Consider the following 20,760-nt stretch of genomic DNA (forward strand, 5'->3'; position numbering starts at 1 on the left):
GGTAATCGGCATAAGAAAGCATCTCCTTCATTTGATACGTCTATCATACCGGAGGTGCTTGAATGATTATATGCGTTATTTGATTACGGGCTTACATTATAAAGAAGATTGTTCGATCCACTTGTTCTGAGTATTGGTAACGTATAAATAGAATCTCAATGAAAGGTTACCAAAGGACGCTTTAGGAAGGTTATACTTCAACTTTCGGAACATCTACCAATTAATTTCGTTACTATTGCTCTACAACATAAAGTTCGCTAATAAAAACATCCTGTATAAGATAAGCAGCAAGAGTTGAAAATAATTTTGCTGTTTATCATATGATGTACCAATTTAAAGACCTGAAGTTCTTGTAATGAATTCGAGATGTTTAGTACAAAAATGGGGTGACCCGAGGTTCTTGTAATAAAAGACCCGAAGTTCTCGTAAGTGTACAGATATTATGGGTAGTAGACGTATTCAAGCCCTCCTCCACGCCAAATAATTTTAGTTTACATAATATAAATTATAGGAAGTTATATTTCATTGAAAAGTATACTCATAATATTGAGACGGAATGGATGTAAAGGGACAAAAGAAGTTTTGTATACCAAAATTCTAAAAAACAATTGAGCCAAAAAAGACATAAAGTTGGCAACGTCGAGTTTCCACGGTCCCTCGACTTTGCCAACTTTAACCGATAACGGTTCTTTTTATTCTAATTTTAAACACACGCTTATAAACTTCTTAACTTCTTATTTTGTTATGCGTGTACCTGCTTTTCCATCTAATGCAGCTACCGCTTGATCCAATGAACAAATAATTGCCTCTTTACCTAATTTTGCAAATTCTATAGCTGCTTGCATTTTTGGTAACATACTACCTGGAGGAAATTGTCCTTCTGCAACATATCGTTCAGCTTCTTCTATTGTAATATGGCTTAGCTTTTGCTCATTTTCTTTACCAAAATTGATATATACATTTGGTACATCTGTTAACATCATGAAGACTTCTGCATTCACTTGTTGTGCAAGCTTTAATCCTGAACGGTCTTTGTCAATAACTGCTTCAATACCATGTAATTGACCATTGTCCTCACGATATACAGGTATACCGCCACCACCAGATGAAATAACAATCGTTTCATCCATTAAACGTTGAATTTCATCTATACCATGAATTACTTTTGGTTCTGGTGAAGGTACAACTCGTCTGTATCCCCGCCCTGCATCTTCTGACATAATAAAGCCTTGTTCTTCTAAACGTTTCGCTTCTTCTTCTGAGAAAAATACACCGATTGGTTTAGTCGGATTTTCAAATGCTTTATCATCCTTGTTCACTTCAACCATTGTTAACAATGTAACTACATTTGTAACAATGCCTCGTTCTTTAATATGGTTTTTTAAAGCTGTTTCCATCATATAACCAATGAAACCCTGTGATTCTGCGTTACAAACATGGATTGGTAGTGGTTCGACAACATTTTTAGCAGCTTCATTTTGAGCAATAATATTCCCCACTTGCGGACCATTGCCGTGTGTAATCACGATTTTATGACCCACTTCTTTAATTGCTACCATATGGCGTGTTGCAGATATTACGTTATTGAATTGATTATCATATGTTGCTTCTTGTTTTGGCTGTAAAATTGCATTACCTCCCAATGCAATAACTACCCTTTTCCCCATTTCTTTCACTCCTTATTTAAAGACAAGTAAATGCCATATAGCGTATCCATCCCAGATGAAGAGCCTACTTCTATAAGACTTTTCATACTTTCTAGAGATGGATCGTGCTGCAATGCTGTAATCTTCGAACTAAATACACCGTCTATAGCACAAGTTAAAAAGCGCTGACTAACGATAGTTGTTAAAGGTTCCTTGATTAGAGCTCTTAGTGTTTCGAGATGTTTATATTCGATAAAATTATTTAGAAAATGCCCGTATAATATGCCGACCAGTATATCGTCACCTGTTGGTGTTAAACCTTGTCCACGTCCAATAAAGTAACGAAATGCCTCGTCAAGATTTTGGGTTGGATCGTGTAATTTATTTATCAAAGACAATACACGTGCGGGTTCAAAATCTGTTGATTCATATGATGTAAATGAAATGTATTTAAAATTTTCTTTTAATTTATTTATATTTGCATGTTCAAAATCCATATATAACGGTAGTATTTTTACGTTAAATACCATTTCAAAACGGTTATGAGAAAGACGATTATTGCGAAATGTTAATGTATCTCCCACCCTAATATTGGCAATTACCGTTTGTTTAGTTTGAGGATCAAGCAAGATCCCGAACGGAAATGTCCCATTTTCATTGGTACCAACAAATATTAATTCACCATTGCGATCAACAATATTCAAACCTTTTTCAAAAATACTGTGCACGGTAAAGGTTTTCTCTTCATTCAATAATTGAAGTGCGATTGAACCAATCGCACTTGCTTGTAAAATCATCCTTTAAAACCTAGCTTTTCAGCATATGCCGTGATTGCCTTCTCAAAACATTCGATTGGCGGATGGACTGTACCGGCACCAATTTGTCCATAACCTGCAATTTTATGTGCTATACCCGTATTGATTACTGGTGTGATACCTGTTTCAACAACTTTCCGTGCATCGATACCTAAACATGCACCTTTGAAGTCCCAAGTTGGGATGACAAAGTTAGGGTTTTCGCTGATACAGATTTCAGTCATTTGATTACTTGTTTCAAGCGCATCATTAAAACCACCTGTACCAACAAAGCGTGTTACTGCAGGTGCAGCAATCATCGCCATACCTCCAACACCGATTGTTTCTGTAATCGCTGAATCACCGATATCTGTGTTTGCATCTTCTGCTGAGTAACCAGTGAAATATAATCCTTGTGGAGTATTAACAGGAGCAGTAAACCATTCATCTCCCATACCCGCAATACGGATACCAAAGTTTTCACCGTTTCGGCACATTGCGGTAACAACTGTACCATGTTCGATTGTACGTGCCGCATCCATCATCGCTTTGCCAGTCGCCATTGCAATATTTAAGAAAAATTGGTCTGTGTCAGCTAAGAATTGGATTACTTCTGTACGTTGTTCTTTTTCAACGTCTTCTAATGATGCAATTACTGGAGATACTTCTTTTAAAAATGCAAGTGATGCTGCAATATTACGCTGGTGGAATTCATCACCCATTGCGATAGCTTTAGCAATCAATACGTTGACGTTCAAGCCTCCATCAAATGTTTTTAATGCTTTACTTAATACTGGACCTAATACATCTTTCATCCAGTGTAAACGATTGATGACTTGCTCATTATAAGCGCCGAAGCGTAATACTGCACCAATCCCTTCGTTCATTTGACAGTACGCTTCGTTACCACTCTCTTTGTTAATAACGACAAGGACTGGCATGTTAGGTGATGTTATGCCACCCATTGGTCCAACTGCATTCACATGGTGACATGGAATAAATTTGATTTTATCGTTTTCAAGTAATTCACGTGCACTCTTTTCGTCTTCTGCCCATCCTTCAAAAAGGATTGCTCCAACACAGGAACCTTGCATAGGATCTGTCATGTTTTCATATTTAATTGGAGGTCCAGCATGTAATAACACGTAATCTTCTAATTCAGGAATCACAGATTTAGCAGATATAACATCCGTTAAGAATGGTGCTGCTGCTATGATCTTCTGGATAACCGCTTCGTTTGCTTCATTTATTGTTTTATAACCCATTAGATTGTACCTCCTTCATAATAGTTTAAGAATTGAAGTACTTTCATTAAGTTCTCATCCCCACCAGCAATTGGACGCCAGTTAAATTGAACACACTCTGAGCCACTGTTTTGAACAGCTTCAGTAAAACTCTTTAGCCCAATATTGATAACGCTTGGTTTCATATTGATTAAGGATATAATTTTTTCGTCTACTGCTAAGTTTTCTTGTGTATATTCAAATTTTTGTACAGCTTGGATTGGTTGTTCCACTTTACCGCCTACAAGTTGGATAGCTGTGCGAACCATTTGATCGTTTGTCTTACAAATCATTGCACCGCTTTCTTTTAAGATGTCAATTTGTTTTTCGTAACCTTGGAAGTCTTGAACTGTACCTACAACAGTTGCAAGCACTACAAGTTCACGACCCTCTTGACGTGCACTGTCTAAAATACGTTTGATTGTTGGTGCTAGTGCACTGGCCATATCATCATGACCACCGTTACCGATGACGTTATCAATCATGATGACCGCTGTTTTAGGGTCTTTCACAGATTTTTCAATCATTTCGATACGGTTTACAGGATCAATCATTGGGTGTGGTTTACCTTGTGTATAAACATCATCACCTAAGTCAATAATTTCATGATTTTTTGTTTTTAAAATATAGCCATCTTTCTTTTCTTCAGATATTTCATCTTTGAATGCATCTTTCACTAACATAGCTGCTTCAGTTGCTAATGTACCGCCTGAGTAATAACCTTTAATACCAACTTGTGAATCTTTTAATAACACGTTTACATTTTCAGCTGTTGTCGGTTCAAAATTTGGTTTGTCACCATTTGATAATTGGACAGATACAACCGCTGCTTCTTCAAGTGTATAAGCATGATAGATATTCTCTTCTTGATAGGAGGGTTTGTCACCTAAAAATAAAGTAACAACTGGTTTTTCAATATTTCTTAATACATTTAATACTTTACGCTGTACTTCCTCTGCAGGTGGTTTGGATATTACTGTAATGACTTTAACTTTCGGATCTTGGTTTAACGCTTTGATGCTATCTAACATTGTGATTGCACCAACTTCCGTCGATAAATCACGCCCACCTGTACCAAGAGCGTTAGTTACACCTTTACCATAACGGTCAATGATTGTTGTCACTTCTTGGATACCTGTACCTGATGCACCAACAATACCAATATCGCCTTCGTTTACGTTATTTGTAAAGGCAAGAGGTACGCCATGAATAAGTGCGGTACCACAGTCTGGACCCATCACTAATAATCCTTTTTCATGCGCTTTTTGTTTCAATTTCGCTTCTTCTTCTTTAGAAACATTGTCACTGAACATGAATACATGTAAGCCCTCGTTCAATGCGTTTTCCGCTTCCATTGCTGCATATTGACCAGGAATTGAAATTAACGCTAGGTTCGGATTGTTAGCAAGCTCCATCGCACGTTTCCAGTTGTGTGCTTCTTGACCTTTAGACGTGTTTTGTGACTCTGATTCACCTTTTAATGCTACCTCTACTTCTTCTTTCACTTCGTCTACTTTTTCTTCCTGATCTGTATCCACAACGATAACGATATCATTTGGTTTTGCTTTTTCTAATTCATCCGTGCCTAAGCCAGAAGATTTGAAAATGTCTTTGTTAGCCGGAGTTCCCATCATGATTGATACTTTATTCACGCCATCAATTGCAGATAACTTATTTGATAAAAGCATTAACACGATAGAGTCCTTATAAGTGTTTTCTTTTAGAATTGTGTATAACATAATGTTCCTCCATTTTATTATTCTGCAAATCTATTTTTGCTGTGATAACGATCGTAATGAACATCGTCTGACACAAGGTAGTTGTAAATGTCGTCTACGATTTCTATACCTTCCTTATCATATTCCTCACTTCTTAATGTACCGCGTTCACCCGGATAATAAATTTCTCCATAGCCCTCTGCCGCTGGCTGTGCTTTTAATTCATTGAGCATTGTTGAAATTTGCAGTTTGAAAGCTTCTAAATCTGTGAAATATGCAGGGTTAATTACGATATGAAGTTGACCTAAATCGCGCCCTTTTGTTAAGTCTTGATACATGGAAGACACATGTATACCATGAGGGACTCCAAGAAGGCTACCTGATAAAATATCCACCAGCATCATCAATCCATACCCTTTTGGACCTGCAATTGGCAGGAGTGCATGAACATCTCTTGCATTCGTAGTTGGTGCACCGGTTGCATCTACCGCCCATGTATCTGGAATAGATGCGTTTTTACTTCTTGCGTCTAAGATTTTGCCCCAAGCTTGGACAGTTGTCGCCATATCAAATGTGATGATACGCTCATCAGCAGATGGTGCACTAAATGCAATTGGGTTTGTACCAAAATAAGGTTCAGTTCCTCCAAATGGCACGGCCATAGGATCTGATTGACACATACTTAAAGCAACCATATCTTGTTCTGCTGCCATTTCAACAAAGTAACCTAATGCACCACTATGCGAGATGTTCTTCATACCAACAACGGCAACACCTGATTTTTTTGCCATTTCAATGGCTTTTTCCATCCCTTGTTTTGCTATTTGGTGACCTGGACCATTATCCCCACCAAAGACAGCAGAGCATGGTCCTGTTTGTTCAAATGTATAGTTTGGATTTGCTGTAATACCGCCTTTTGCGATTCGTTCAGAATAGTATTCAACACGTACGGCACCATGGGAGTGAATGCCTCTATGATCGGCGTATGTTAATACATCTGAAACATCATGTGCCGCTCCTTCGTTTAATCCAGCTTTTATAAACTTTTGTTTCATTAAATTAAATAGTTCTTCTTTAGATACACGCATCTTGTTAACCCCTTACATGAATAATATTTTTTATCAGATTCTAGATAATCTAGAATTTCTTTTGCAGCTGAGATGCCTTTTTTCTCATTACATCTTGTTGAATTTCACACTTTGTTTTGAGACATTTTATCTAGGGGTTGCTCCTTGCCACCAAAGTATTTTAGGTTTAATAACAAGTTAAAATATCAACCATCATATACTGCATGCTGACTGCACTATGTGAATGAACACTACGTTCATTCGCATAGATGAGTCAGTCAGTTCATTTCTCCGCTTGTTGTTCAGGTAAATCCGCTTTCACTAATTTATCTTTCAATAACTGTCGGAGATAAATATGCTCACTTTTTATAAATCAATATCTCTGTTTGCATCTTTAGAATAAATGTATGAGAATGGTTCATCTAAACCAATTGCATAGGTTGCCTGTGGCACATAAGCGCCCATAAAGATATAGTCACCTTTATCAACTGGTATCCATTCGTTGTCTAGGTTGTACATACCTCGCCCACTTAAAACGTAAGCGCCGTGTTCTTGAACGTGTGTTTCAATGTAACCATGTGAAGCACCAGGTTTGAATGAAAGAATATGAATGTTCATGTCATATCCGATTTCTTTTGGTAATAAGTCTTGAATTAATACTTCTTTCATACCTTCATATGGCTCTTGTACGATGTTGTTCACATTACCTGTAACGACTTCTGGTGTATGCCCTTTAAGGGGGTGTCCTTTAAGCGGTTGATAACGTTTTTTATATAAGAATAAGCGGCTATCTTCACCGTTATTATTATTTTCAAAAGTCAACTGTAAGTGTGAAGGTACATATAAGTACCCACCTTCCGTTAATTCGTATTTTTCACCATCCGCATAAGCATTGATTTTGCCATACACAACGTATACAAATGATTGAATACCATCACCAGCGAAACCAGTTTTGTTTCCGCCTTGGTTTTTAACTGTTACTAAGTAATCTACGAATCTTGCACCTAAACGTGGCGACCCTAAGATTGTTATGTCACAATCTTTGAAGCCAGGTACAACATTATTAACTAGGCCGTCTGGTGTGATTAACGCGTAATTGTCTTTTTTAATCACAGAACGTGTTTCTAATAAACCTTCTCTATATCCTTGAACTTGATTTAAGTAACCCATGAGTATCTGGCTCCTTTTATATTATTTTTATTCTTTATATGCTAGTTCATAAAGTACATCGCTTAATACTTCAATACCCTTAACAAGATCCGCTAGCTTCGTCTCTTCATTAATATTGTGGCTAATTCCGCCAATTGATGGTACAAATACCATTGCTGTTGGAACATATTTCGCAAAGATTTGTGAGTCATGACCAGCACCAGATGGCATCACTTTATAACGATCACCAACATTATTCTTTGCTGCTTGTTCAATTGTTTGAACAATATCTTTATCCATCAATGTTGGTGCCTCATCCATCCATAAATGAATATCATAAGTCATGTCATTTGCTTCAGCGACTAATTTAATTTTGTCTTCTATTTCTGTCGCAAAATCATTTAATAGTTGTTGATCAATATGACGACAGTCTATTGAAAAAGTAATTTCTCCGGGAACTACATTTACTGTGTTTGGTACAGGTACGACTTGACCGAACGTTAACACAAGTGGTTCTCCAATTTCTCTAGCACGTTTAGTTAAATCTGTGACAATTTCACTATAGGCAACAACTGTATCCCGACGTAATGACATTGGCGTAGTACCAGCATGGTTTGCTTCGCCTTTTAAGTTGATAGTATAGCGTTTCTGACCGACGATCCCATTGACAACACCGATCGTTTTGTTTTCTGACTCTAACACTTTACCTTGTTCAATATGCACTTCAACAAATGCTTTAATATCATCACGAACGACCTCTGTTTTCCGGTAATCAAAGCCTGATTGGCGCATTGCATCTTCGAATTTGATACCCTCAGCATCTTCAATTGTGTCGACATCTGATTTTTTAGCTAAGTTAAAGAAGTTTTTACTACCCCAAAATGCGTAAGGGAATCGACTACCTTCTTCTTCTGCAAGTGATAATACTTCTAATGATCGTAGTGGTTGACCATATTTTTCTTTTAAATATTTCACAGCCACAAGTGCAGATAAGATACCGAATTGCCCATCTAGATGACCACCTTCAACAACTGTGTCGATATGTGATCCCGTCAAAATTGTTTCTTTTGGATATTTACTTCCAACAAGACGCCCTGATAAGTTACCGATGTCGTCAAAACTTGCTTCTAAGCCGTTTTCTTTGAATGTTTTTTCCAGCTCACGAACTGCATCATTCCATTCTTGTGAATATAACAGACGTGTAATTCCACCTTGTTCTAAACCACCAAAACTAGTGAATTTCTTATCTAATGCTTCAAAAGTTGATTGAATACCCATTACTGTTTCACTCCTTCCTCTAACTCACTTTTATTATAGGTCCTTAAACACAACCATTCATTAACATAATGAACAATTATGGAAGGTCTTTTTATGCACTATCAACAAATATGTTTTTTGTTTAGGATGCGGTAGTTAAATAAGAGGCAAGTCCAAGAAAGCAGTCAGCTGTCTATTACGTATAGGCTACTAAGAAGTCATACGTACGGAGCAAGTTCCAGCTTTTTCAGACGACTCCAATCAGTATTAAAATAGCTGAGGAAATTGAATTTATCTTTACAAAAAAACAAAAAACTACATGGTAAATCAATGTGAAAACTCTGATTTACCATGCAGTTTATTCATTTTAAAATCATCATAGGATAAACGATAAGCCAAATGTCATGATACATATGAGAAGGAGCAATCCTAAGCTATATCGTAATGTATATTGAAAGATTTTTGACTCGTTCCCAGTCTCATTAACAGCTGCTGCTGCAATAGCGATAGATTGTGGTGAAATCAATTTCGCCACGCTTCCTCCAGCTGTATTGGCTGCCATTAACAAAGCTGGTGATACACCGACTTGCGTCCCAGTAACGACCTGTAAGCTACCAAATAGCGCGTTATTATTAACAACAGATCCAGTGAGAAAGACACCAATCCATCCTAAGACTGGACTAACAAATGGAAAGAAGTCACCCGTATTTGCAAGTGCAAGTCCCAGAGAAGTACTTAGTCCCGAGAAGTCAGAGAGATTTGCAAAAGCCATTACAAGAACGATAGTAAAAATTGGTAACCACAGTTCTTTAGTTGTGTCACCTAGCAAATTAACGGTTTGCTTTATGTTTAACGCAGGAAATAGAATACTTGTTAAAATAATAGTCACTAGAATCGCTGTTCCTGTTGCTGAAACAAAGTTAAGATTTAAGATAGCTGTCATAGGTATTTCTTCTGTTACTATCGGTGGTGTACGAATGATTTGATCATGTAATCCTGGGATTTTCATGGCCACGTTTGTAAAATCAAGTGCACCACCAGCTGCAAATAAATTTTTAAATGCAGGGAGGCTCCAAATGGCTATTACACCCGTGAGCAAATAAAATGGTGACCATGCTACCATGATTTCTTTTATAGAGTGGTTAGTTAAATTCCCTGTTTCTTCTACACCAGGTTCATGGTAAATCGTTTTAGGCTGCCATTTTCTTAAGAATACTGCTAAAATTACCATAGTAGTTAAAGAAGGGATAATATTCGCAAGCTCCGGCCCGATAACAGTAATCGTTAGTAATTGAAGCCCCGAAAATACTCCGCTGACGATAAAAATTGCTGGGAATATTTCTTTTATTCCTTTAAACCCATCTAGAATAAAGATAAGGATAAACGGAACGAGAAATGAAATCATAGGTAACATAAATGCCGTCATTTTAGAAAGTTCTAAAATTTCCATACCACCTACTTGAGCACCTGTAATAACTGGAATTCCAACTGTACCGAATGCGCCTGTAGAGGCATTGGCGATTAGGCAAAGCCCAGCAGCTTTAATTGGTTTAAAGCCAAGGGTCACAAGTAACGCTGCACAAATAGCGATTGGAACACCTAATCCTGCTGCTCCTTCCAAGAAGGCATTGAAGCAAAAGCCAATTAGCAGTAATTGAAGACGTTGATCCTCGGTAATACTAGCGATACTACCACGTACTATTTCAAATTTTCCGGCTTTAACAGAAATCTTGTACAACCAAACAGCCATAATAACGATATAACCGATTGGCCATAGTGCTTTGCCTGTACCGAAAAGAATTGCCGCAAAAGCTTTAGTAATCGGCATGCCAAAGATTCCTACAGAAATGACAAGAGTAACTCCTAATGTTAATGCTGCTGCATAAATCCCTTTTAATTTAAAGATTGTTAAACTTAGTAGAAATAGGAGGATGGGAAGGAAGGCTATGATTCCACTCACTATTTCGTTTCCAAGAGGATTGTATTGTTGATACCACATCGTTGTCACTTCTTTCTAAGTAGTTTATTTCTATAATATTTTAATTGAGCTAAACGTTGTTCCACTTCTAATGACACGGTGTGCAGGAAGTCTACTTTATTCATTAACAGCTTGTATAAATATATCGACTGGTTTTGTAGCAATAAGGAATAATTCATTAAAACCGTTCTCTATGACTTCATGGACAATGCCCTTTGAAGATTTTCATATTTTTTCTGCTAGATCTAAATAAGTTTCTTCTGGTCTTTTTAGTTCGCCCCTGCACAGATACATACAAGGTTTACTTCCTTGCAATCTTCATAATCACCTTACTAAACATTTGTAAATGCTGGTGCAAAACTTTACCATGATTTAAATCCATTACATCATCAGCGTATAAATCAATAATTGCTAACTCTTATGTAATACCTTGGCTCGTTAGTGAAATGCATAGCTAATACCGGCAGATCCGTCATCTATTAAAACAACTCGATTTATTTTTGTTGGTTTGTTTTCATCTCAGATCGGACATTTAGATGCACAGCCCGCTCCCACTTAACCTTTTCGTGTGCCTTAAATCCGGAAATGGGGTACTACTGTCCATTTCTTAAGAGATAAATCGCCCTACTTTTTCGTATACATGCCCTTTTTCTTTGTCATAGATTTCAACACCGCGAAGGATTGTTTTCACTACCTGTGCACCGATTTTGCGACCAACATATGGACTGATTTTGTGTCGGTATGCTAAGTCCTCGGCTTTTAATTCATAAGGTGCATCTTTCTTAATAAATACGAAGTCTGCATCTTTCCCTACTGTGATGCTACCTTTTGATGCTAGATTAAAACGTCGCGCAGGGTTTGTGGCAATAATCGCTGCAAATTGTGCTAATGACATGTTACGTTTTTGTACACCTTCATCGAATAATACGTCTATGTTATTTTGTACACCTGCAATTCCTCCCCAAGCTTCAAATGCATTATCCTTGTCTTTTAAGTCTGGTGTACATGGTGAATGGTCTGATGTGATGAATGAAATATCCCCATTGAGTACACGATTCCACATACCTTCCAAACGCGATTGTTCACGGATTGGCGGAGAACATTTTACAACCGGACCGATATTATCTAATTCTTCTTTATAGAAATATAGATAGTGTGTACATGTTTCGCATGTAATATCGACACCTTCTTGCTGCGCTTTTACAACTTCATCTACACCCTCCTCACAAGCTACATGAACGATGTGCACACGACAGCCTGTTTCTTTAGCAAATAGGATTATTTTTCTAATTGGCTCCACTTCTGTAAATACAGGTCGTGAATCTACATAAGCACGTAATGATGTTTCTCCGTTTTTATAAGCTATTTCTCCTAATCTATCAGTAATTTCAGCATTTTCAGCGTGAATAGATAATATTTTACCTGTCTTCGCTATTTGTTTCATACCTTCATATAGTGCATAGTCATCCACATTCATGAAGTCACCTTCTATAGAACGGTCACCACATGTAGCCACAAAACATTTATATGCAACAACACCATTGCTCTCTAATTCTTGAATACCGCCGTCTAAATTAAATGGCACTAATCCGCCATAGCTTGCAACATCTACGGATAATTTCCCTTCTCCAGCTTTAAATTTTTCTTTAATAGATTGACCATTAATTGTTGCAGGTACTTGGTTTAATGGCATTTCGATAATTGTTGTTACACCACCTTTTGCACAGGCTCGTGTACCTGTATCATAACCTTCCCAGTCATCACGATAGCCTCCTCCTGGTTCCGTAATATGTACGTGTGCATCTACCATGCCTGGAGATACGATTAAGCCTTTTGCATCAATAATTTCTGCATCTTCACCTAAATCTGTACCGATTGCGGCAATTTTCCCTTTCTTAACCCCTATTTCGACTGCTTGCTCACCATTTTCTAGAATGACTAATCCGTTTTTGATAATTAAATCGAATTTCATATAAATCATCTCCCTCTATTTTTTTAAAATATTTAATAATAAGAGTAAAATACCTGCTGCAAAAAATCCGATAAACCATGAAAAGTCCAAAATCACGTGGAACTTTGGTATAAAACCTAATAAGGAAATGGATACTCCAACGATTGTCGCAATATAAGCTTGTATATTGATTCTCACTTTTGGCCGTTCGTTGCTGTTCCTATCAAAGTATAATTCTTCGATATTGATCCTACACTTCGAAATGAAGAAGAATTTTACAATCATGACACCCGCAACTGGACCAAGAATGGCACCAATTATATTTAAAAACATGAAGATACTATCACTATTCTCCATCATCTTCCACGGCATGGTGATAATACTTGCAATCGATGCAATCCATACACCACGCCGATAATTAATATGCTTTGGAAACAACGCACTTAATTGGTATGCCGCTGGAATAATATTACTTGTTGCATTTGTAGAGATTGTTGTCAATAGGAGTACACCTGTAGCAAAGAAGATCGTCCAAATATTATCCCATTGGTTAATAATATTCAGTATATTCCACTCTTGTTGACCAAAATAAATAGACCCACCAATTAAAATTGTTACACTTGAAAATGCAAACAAAATATGAGCAACAACAATACCAGAAACTTGTCCGATAATTTGTGTTCTTGTTGATTTAGCATTTTGTGTAAAGTCAGAAACACTTGCGCCAGGCGCAGCCCAAACACCAAGTAATGAGTTGAACACTAAGATAAATGCTAAGATGGTTGGATATAAAATACTACCCTCCGTAGTCAGCTCATAGCTCATAATTTTACTGAGTCCACCACCAGCTTTAATACCCCAGATAGCCATACCGCCAAAAACAATATAAATCATCGGGTTTAAGATAGCAGTAAATCTATTTAATGTTTCACCGCCGCCAATACCAATGGCAAAGTTAATTACCCAGAATAACAAGAATGCAATTATTCCCGGAATCGTAATACCTAAAATTGTAGTACCATCCCCAATATCATTGAATCCCGGAAAAATTTTATTCATTAGAATCAATAAAGCTTGTGAACCGGCAAATGTTTGTAAACCAAACCAAGCAATGCCAGCTACAACACCACGTAATACCCCTGGTAGTTTGGCACCTATATCACCATATGTATGTCTTAAATGCATGGCAAATGGAATACCATATTTTGAGCCTGCGTAACCGTTTACAACAAGTAGCAAGGCAATTAAGAATGAACTTATAACAAGTGATATCATCACTTGAAATGGTGATAATCCCAATAGTAAGAATCCACCGACAGTTGTATAATTAGGAATGTTATGCACTGCCCCCATCCACAGCGTAAAAAAGTTAAATGCAGATGAATTTCTTTGTTCAACCGACTTTGGCATGATATCCTTGTTGTAACCGCGCTTTTCAAAAAACGAAGTATCTCGTTTAATACCTTGACCTTGTTCAAGCATAATGATTCTCCTTTATTTTTAATAAAGGATTATACGTATAATAACCTTCAAAAATAGTATACTATCAGAGTGATAGGTTAGCTTTGTAACATCATACATATTTAATTTTTAGTTTGGCTTTTTCAAACAAAGATAAGGAGTGAGTTCTTATGACAACATTAAAAGAAATAATGTCTGTACAACAATTTTCAGATTTAATATTGTTAAATGACGAAGGCGATATAGAGAGAGAGGTAGAAATGGTCGATATTACAGAAACACCTGATATCAAAGATTTTACAGCACAACATTCATTTATCGTAACAACTGGTATGAATTACCAACACGATCAATCAGGATTAATTGACCTCATTAGAGAATTAAATGATATAAAAGTTGCTGGTATAGGTATCAAGTTATCTCGATTTTTAAAAAAATTAGATAATGAAGTCATAGAATTCGCAAATGAATTAAAATTTCCAATTATCGGAATTCCCGAAAGTTGGAATCTAGGATCAATTACTCACCATATATCATCATATATCATGGATGAAGAAACTGAAAAATTGTATTTTGCATTAGATATCCAACAAGAACTAAATACAATGCTTATGAGAGGGTTAAGTCTGGAAATGATGATTGAACGTATGAGTAGACTCCTCAGAGTCCCTGTGATGCTATTAAATCCTTTTTATCAAATTAAATCGATGAGTCATCACTTCCACGAACACCCAGAACATGTTCAAAAAAATCTCAGTTACTTCAAAAGATCTTTAAATTCCAAGCAGATTACACCTAACAATAGAGCATCTTTCCAAGAAGAACATATTATATTTGAGGTTCCTGCATTTAAATATTTTCCATTTTATCTTATGATTTCAAATGTCAGTACGCTCAGTTATCCATTTAGTTTACTAACAATAGAACAAGCCGTAAATACACTCAGTCTCACAATTTATAAAAATAGTAAAATTAAGGAAGCTGAACAACAAGATGTGAGCAAATTTTTCGAATCACTCATGTCTGAACATCCTGATAACCTTATTTCAATAAAGCAGCACCCTGAGTTTTTAAAAAAGCATCATATCCAACCCTCAAATTACTATCAAGTGATAATTTGTGCGATTGACAAAGAGCAGGATGTGGAAAATAATATTTATTTGAATGAGCGGTATCAAATGACTTTTGAATGGCTCACGCATAAGTTGATTGACATTGACCCCACTATTAGTATATATACGTCTCCAGGTAATCATCGGTTTACGATACTTTTACAAACGAGACATCAATATTATTTAGACTACTGCAAATATCTCAATAAAGAGTATCAAAAAATTTTTAATAATTCATTATCATTTGGGATTGGTAATGAAGTCTCTGAATTTTCACAGTTACCACTATCTTATTTCGAAGCGAATGAAGCTTTTGATAATAAATATGAAAATAGTGAAATTGGATTTATAGAACTCTATAAATCCAAAAGTATAGAAGAATTATTACAGCTCATTCCAGCAAATAAATTAAAACCGTTTCTCACGTATACATTAGGTCCATTAGCCTATCCGAAAACGACGAAGGAAAAAGAACTTAAACATACTTTAAAAATTTATTTGGCGAACCATTGTGATCTCACAAAGACTTCGGAAGAAATTTTTATTCATCGTAATACTGTAAAATATCGTATTAAAAAATGCGAAGAAATTTTAGGTCAGTCTGTTGAAGCTTCTGAAGCATCATTGGAAATTAGATTAGCATTATTTGCATCAGAAAAAATAACGTTTTAACTTCTTTCAACAAATATTTTTGTAACGAAAGCAAAAGCGTCAGTTACAGATGTTTTTTGTTACGTAAGTGCAACGCCAGTTACAGAAGTCTCCCACCTCTATAGGTGATGAGATGAATGCCCGGACACAATTATGCCGAGGCATAATTGATTACCTATATCACACATAAAATCCCGTTAAAAAGCAGTTTTGAATGCTTTTTAGCGGGATACTTTTTTGTACATAAAAAAATATATTCTGTTGTCCACCACAGTTAAAAATGAATAAAATGTGCCTAAATAGATCACAAAGCAAACCATCAGTGGAAGATGAAGAACATCTCCACTGATGGAAGTCTCGCTTTATTCATTAGTTAGGGATTTAGGAGCTGCTTTATTTTCTCTTAACATAACTACAAGGAAAAATAAAATCGTTGCTACTGCAAGAAGTATGGCTGCAATATAGAATGCTAATACTTTCGAACCAGTGATATCACCAATATAACCAGTAAGAGTTGGCGCGATAACTGATGAAGTCATCCCAAAGAAGTTAAAGATACCTAGTGCTTTAGCCATACTGTTGGAAGGTACTGAATCAGTTACATATGTGATTAAAACTGGATCAATGGCAAGTTTACCTAATAAACCATATAAAATTAGTGCTCCATAAAGGACAGCAGGGTTAGGTGCAAATACGGTTAAACTAATTGTTAGGGCTGCACCAATTAACAAGAAGATAATTAATTTCTGACGCATATGTGCATTTTTATCAATATACTTAGAAAATATCAATGCACCAGGTACTGCTGTGACTGCAACTAAAGCAGCTACATATCCTACTGAACCTTGTTCGAATCCTTTTTCTGCGACAAGGAATGATGGTAACCACGTCACAATCATGTAATAACCATAACATGTTGCAAAATATACGAAATAAATAACTAATTTTTTTGGCGAGAATAATTCTACGCCTTGAGATACTGTGTTTTGTGTTGTTATCTTATCTTCAGATGCTTCTTTTGTAACTGATTTATCTTGTTTAATAATTAAAGCAAACACAAATGTTACTGCTGTTATTAAGACTGCTGTCATAATAAGCATGAAATTCCATTTGATCTCAAGACCACCTACTAATACAGATGAGCCTACTAGACCAATGACCATACCTAATGCTGAACCACTGTTTATGATAGCATTAGAAAAACTTTTTCTATCTTTTGGCATATGTTTAGCCGATAAGGAGAAAGCTGCACCATAGTATGAACCAGTCGAAAGACCTGCCAATAAGGCCCCAACATACACTTGAGTGATTGTCGAGCTTGTTCCAATTATAAATGCTGCTACTGCAAAAATGATAAACGCTGGGATTAATACTCGTTTTTGACCGAATTTATCAACGAGTATCCCTGATGGAATTTGCATACCTGTATATGCAAAGAAATAAAAAGAAGCAACAAGTCCTACTTGTGTATCGCTAATATTCCCCAGTGATTCTTGAATTTGTGGATATATTGGCGTAAGTATTGTACGATAAATCCAAATAACTACCCAACCTAAAAACAGTGCAGTAATTATTTTTTTGTAATAATTCGAGTCATTTTTAACTGTTTGTCCCATAGTATGACACTCCTATTTTCGTTTTTTATTACTTTTGTTTTGCTTAATTTAATTTTAGGTTATGAGTAAGTAAATAACATTGTTCACTTTTAACAAAAATAGAAACAGCATTGTACATTTTAGACAAAAGCAAATACTTAAAATATTCTATTAAAGTATGTTTATCTAAACCTACTAGTATTTTCTTTCGATCTCTGTGTAGTATTTTTGTGAAACCTCAAGCATGGGAGATTCAAAGATACAAAAAATAAGCCCGATTACCCCTTAAGGTTATCGGACTGATTCAATCAATAGTTCAAATTAGTGCAACATCTCCAAACTCATCCACTTCTTCAAGTGAAATAAAGTTTTGAAGAAATTTGAAAATCCTTCGTTAGGCACGAAAGATTCCTCCTTATAGATGTTTAATATGGTAACTTACATCTACAAGAAGAAATCTCTCTTTTTTTACTATGAAAACTTGTTAATCAACAGACGTGATAAATCAATTATGCCTCGGCATAATAATTGCGTCCGGAATCGGCTTTGTGCTTAGACCTGCATGAAGCACATCAGTTAGCCGTTGTCGCATGGATACGACGAACTTAGGCTAACATCCTAAATTTACTCCTTGCCGATTCTGCGACATCCGCCGGAGGCTTTAACTTCTTTCAGCGGATGTTTGCTGAAAGAAGTTAAACTTAATTATGTTTATGCGGAATAAAGCCGATTGGTGTCGGTCCCGCAATCCCTAACATAATGAAATCTTTATCAGAATTATTGGTCATTCCATGCTTTTCACCCGCACGTGCAACAACAACATCACCAGCTTTAATTTGAACCATTTCACCACATTCTGGATAAAAATCTGCTGTTCCTTCAATAACAATCCAAATATCATCAGCTTTCTCGTGCGAGTGAATTGGCAAAGTTTGTCCTGGGCGCATACACCAAACAGCTCCTACAGTATTAAGTGTTTCATAGAAAATATGTTTTGTCGCTTCTTCTTCTCTAAACTCTTGAATATCTGGCCAATGGAAAATACGATTTTTTAAATCTTCTCTTGCTAATTGTTTTAATGTCATTGTATTTTCTCCTTGTTTCGAATTTCCAACTAAATTATACCCACATTGTTTAGTTATTCACATATTGTTAAATATGTGGGAGATTTGTAAGGAAAATCTCAAAATATTATCTTTTAATAATATTTTGAGGTCTATCTTCTAGGAATGCAATGGTGTTATCGAATGCAATTCTAGCGCGCAATTCCATTGCTTCATCAGTAAGGAAACCAACGTGTGGTGTTAAAATAGCATTTTTTGCGTGTAAAAGTTTGTAGTCTCCAGGAATAGGCGGTTCCATATCAAATACGTCGATACCAGCCCCAGCAATTCGCCCTTCATTTAATGCGTCCGCTAATGCATCATTATCAACAATTGGACCTCGTGCACAGTTGATAAGAATGGCTGATTCTTTCATTACATCTAATTTTTCTTTAGAAATTAACCCTTTTGTGCTTGGTAGTAATGGTATATGTAATGACACAATATCAGATTGTGCTAATAACTCATCTAATTCCATATACTCGATACCTAAATCTTCAGCTTCTGGATTTCTTCGGGATTGGTCTGAAGCAACTAATTTTGCGCCAAATGCTTTAAACAAATGAGCAGTCATCATACCAATTTTACCTGTACCAATCAAACCAACTGTTTTACCTTTAATTTCACTACCTTGGAATGGTCCTGGGAAATTACTGTCACGAATTTCTCTATCACCTTGAGTGATGTGACGATACAAATCTAATACTAAACCAATTGTTAATTCGGCAACTGCTTGATTCGCATATCCAGCTGCATTACATATCATAATATCTTGGTTTTTAGCATGAGCACTACCTACATGATCAACACCTGTAAAGGCAACATTGATTAATTTTAAATTGTCATTTTGATTAATCACATCTGTAGGGTAAGGGTTATTAGCAATCATAATAATATCTGCACCTTCACTACGGTTTGCTAATTCTGCCGAATCAGTTGTCTTCTCATTGTAGTAAACAAATTCATGACCGGCCTGTTTGATTGGTTCCGCTAATTTTTCAATGATCGAATCTGAAACATTTAATGGCTCTAATAATTTTACTAACATTTTATCAATTCCTTCCTATTATTTTCTAACACTTCTGTTGATTAACTAGTTACCATAGTAAACAAATAACAAAAAAGAGACTTATACACTTCTTCAAAACTATTATTTCACACAGGAAAAGCGGATGAAATTTCAACTATGCTATTTTTGTATATTATGCACAAAAATTTTATGTTTCCACTGTCTGAAACTCCTGTTTTTTCGTATTTATTTATGTTATTTGCTTAATTTAATTGTAGTCTATGAGCATTTAAATAACATTGTTCACTTTCAACAAAAATCGAAGCGACATTACATATTTTAGACAAAAGCTAATACTTAAAATTATCTATAAAATTATGTTTCCTCTATACGGGATACCGCCAACAATATGCGGATTTTGTACGCTAAGCCCTAATTGACAGAAAAAACGCCGGTATCCTGTACGCTAAGGATTACCGGCTTCGATTTTTGCTTAAATAAATGGTAATTGTATCAAAAATGCTGTAACCACAACTGTTTTGGGAACTTCCGACTACACTTTTGGCATCGGAACTTGACACTTCGATAAGTCAAAATTCAAAAAATCAGGTGTAAAACAGCATATTAAGCCTGGATATTGTTACGAGTCTCGACATTTTAGGAACTTCCAACGGTGAATTTCCAGTTTATCACACATGTTTATCCCTGATGTCATCCAGCGTTGTATCGCCTACTTTTTTTTTTTTTTCTAGCTGTTTATCGACCTCAGACAACGCTCTCTGTGCATTAAATTGAGTTAACGCAAGCTCAATGTTTTCGATTTTCCCTACTGCTTGCTGTATGTTTGTAAATGCCATTCCTATTCTCCCATGTATACATATTTAGCTCAAGTTGGTATGTCAACACTAAACTGGACAAAAATTATAAGGTCTGTTTTTTAAATTCCACGGGTGTTAAATAGCCTAATGTTCCATGAATTCGAATGT

The 20,760-nt window shown here is 36.0% G+C and carries 15 protein-coding genes; 1 reads left to right on the top strand and 14 read right to left on the bottom strand.

From position 1 onward, the window contains the following. Positions 1 to 734: 734 nt before the first annotated feature. The 10 genes from arcC to allW form a co-directional block, all read right to left on the bottom strand. Positions 735 to 1,667 carry a carbamate kinase gene (gene arcC, locus ACQKII_RS23895; protein ID WP_427462931.1) on the bottom strand — a complete coding sequence of 311 codons (933 nt, stop codon included), beginning with the start codon at positions 1,665 to 1,667 and terminating at the stop codon, positions 735 to 737. Between the two features lie 5 nt (positions 1,668 to 1,672). Beyond that, the gene (locus tag ACQKII_RS23900) at positions 1,673 to 2,443 is read right to left on the bottom strand and encodes a DUF2877 domain-containing protein (RefSeq protein WP_427462932.1); all 771 of its coding nucleotides are present in this window, start codon (positions 2,441 to 2,443) and stop codon (positions 1,673 to 1,675) included. After that, positions 2,440 to 3,705: a DUF1116 domain-containing protein gene (locus ACQKII_RS23905; protein WP_427462933.1), complete on the bottom strand. Its 1,266-nt coding sequence runs from the start codon at positions 3,703 to 3,705 to the stop codon at positions 2,440 to 2,442. Before ACQKII_RS23905 ends, ACQKII_RS23900 begins: the two co-directional genes overlap by 4 nt. Then, the gene (locus ACQKII_RS23910; RefSeq protein WP_427462934.1) at positions 3,705 to 5,462 is read right to left on the bottom strand and encodes an acyl-CoA synthetase FdrA; all 1,758 of its coding nucleotides are present in this window, start codon (positions 5,460 to 5,462) and stop codon (positions 3,705 to 3,707) included. The genes ACQKII_RS23905 and ACQKII_RS23910 overlap by 1 nt, the downstream gene beginning before the upstream one ends. A 17-nt stretch (positions 5,463 to 5,479) precedes the next feature. After that, the gene (gene allD / locus ACQKII_RS23915) at positions 5,480 to 6,529 is read right to left on the bottom strand and encodes an ureidoglycolate dehydrogenase (protein ID WP_427462935.1); all 1,050 of its coding nucleotides are present in this window, start codon (positions 6,527 to 6,529) and stop codon (positions 5,480 to 5,482) included. A gap of 345 nt (positions 6,530 to 6,874) precedes the next feature. Beyond that, positions 6,875 to 7,678: a (S)-ureidoglycine aminohydrolase gene (gene allE / locus ACQKII_RS23920; RefSeq protein WP_427462936.1), complete on the bottom strand. Its 804-nt coding sequence runs from the start codon at positions 7,676 to 7,678 to the stop codon at positions 6,875 to 6,877. Positions 7,679 to 7,705: 27 nt separating this feature from the next. Beyond that, complete coding sequence (gene allC / locus ACQKII_RS23925; protein ID WP_427462937.1) at positions 7,706 to 8,935, bottom strand: allantoate deiminase; 1,230 nt, start codon at positions 8,933 to 8,935, stop codon at positions 7,706 to 7,708. Positions 8,936 to 9,290: 355 nt separating this feature from the next. Then, positions 9,291 to 10,913, bottom strand: coding sequence for a lactate permease LctP family transporter (locus tag ACQKII_RS23930; protein WP_427462938.1), 1,623 nt, complete (start codon positions 10,911 to 10,913; stop codon positions 9,291 to 9,293). 586 nt (positions 10,914 to 11,499) lie between these two features. Continuing rightward, the gene (allB, locus tag ACQKII_RS23935; protein WP_427462939.1) at positions 11,500 to 12,864 is read right to left on the bottom strand and encodes an allantoinase AllB; all 1,365 of its coding nucleotides are present in this window, start codon (positions 12,862 to 12,864) and stop codon (positions 11,500 to 11,502) included. Between the two features lie 15 nt (positions 12,865 to 12,879). Further along, positions 12,880 to 14,325 carry an allantoin permease gene (gene allW / locus ACQKII_RS23940; RefSeq protein WP_427462940.1) on the bottom strand — a complete coding sequence of 482 codons (1,446 nt, stop codon included), beginning with the start codon at positions 14,323 to 14,325 and terminating at the stop codon, positions 12,880 to 12,882. Between the two features lie 149 nt (positions 14,326 to 14,474). On the opposite strand from allW, the gene ACQKII_RS23945 reads away from it, so the two are divergent. Continuing rightward, the gene (locus ACQKII_RS23945; protein WP_427462941.1) at positions 14,475 to 16,088 is read left to right on the top strand and encodes a PucR family transcriptional regulator; all 1,614 of its coding nucleotides are present in this window, start codon (positions 14,475 to 14,477) and stop codon (positions 16,086 to 16,088) included. A 341-nt stretch (positions 16,089 to 16,429) separates the two neighbouring features. Here ACQKII_RS23945 and ACQKII_RS23950 read toward each other — a convergent pair whose 3' ends face one another. The 4 genes from ACQKII_RS23950 to ACQKII_RS23965 all read right to left on the bottom strand — a co-directional run bounded on the left by ACQKII_RS23950 (position 16,430) and on the right by ACQKII_RS23965 (position 20,631). Continuing rightward, positions 16,430 to 17,683, bottom strand: a complete 1,254-nt coding sequence (locus ACQKII_RS23950) for an MFS transporter (RefSeq protein WP_427462942.1) — start codon at positions 17,681 to 17,683, stop codon at positions 16,430 to 16,432. A gap of 680 nt (positions 17,684 to 18,363) precedes the next feature. After that, positions 18,364 to 18,747, bottom strand: coding sequence for a cupin domain-containing protein (locus ACQKII_RS23955; RefSeq protein ID WP_427462943.1), 384 nt, complete (start codon positions 18,745 to 18,747; stop codon positions 18,364 to 18,366). A 106-nt stretch (positions 18,748 to 18,853) separates the two neighbouring features. Then, on the bottom strand, positions 18,854 to 19,813 hold the full coding sequence (locus ACQKII_RS23960; protein ID WP_427462944.1) for a 2-hydroxyacid dehydrogenase: 960 nt from the start codon (positions 19,811 to 19,813) through the stop codon (positions 18,854 to 18,856). Between the two features lie 650 nt (positions 19,814 to 20,463). Continuing rightward, positions 20,464 to 20,631 (bottom strand): hypothetical protein, encoded by a 168-nt coding sequence (locus tag ACQKII_RS23965; protein WP_427462945.1) that lies wholly within the window; start codon positions 20,629 to 20,631, stop codon positions 20,464 to 20,466. Positions 20,632 to 20,760 lie beyond the last annotated feature (129 nt).

The sequence above is a fragment of the Lysinibacillus sp. NPDC048646 genome (assembly GCF_050272295.1).
In the GTDB taxonomy this organism is placed as follows: Bacteria; Bacillota; Bacilli; order Bacillales_A; family Planococcaceae; genus Lysinibacillus.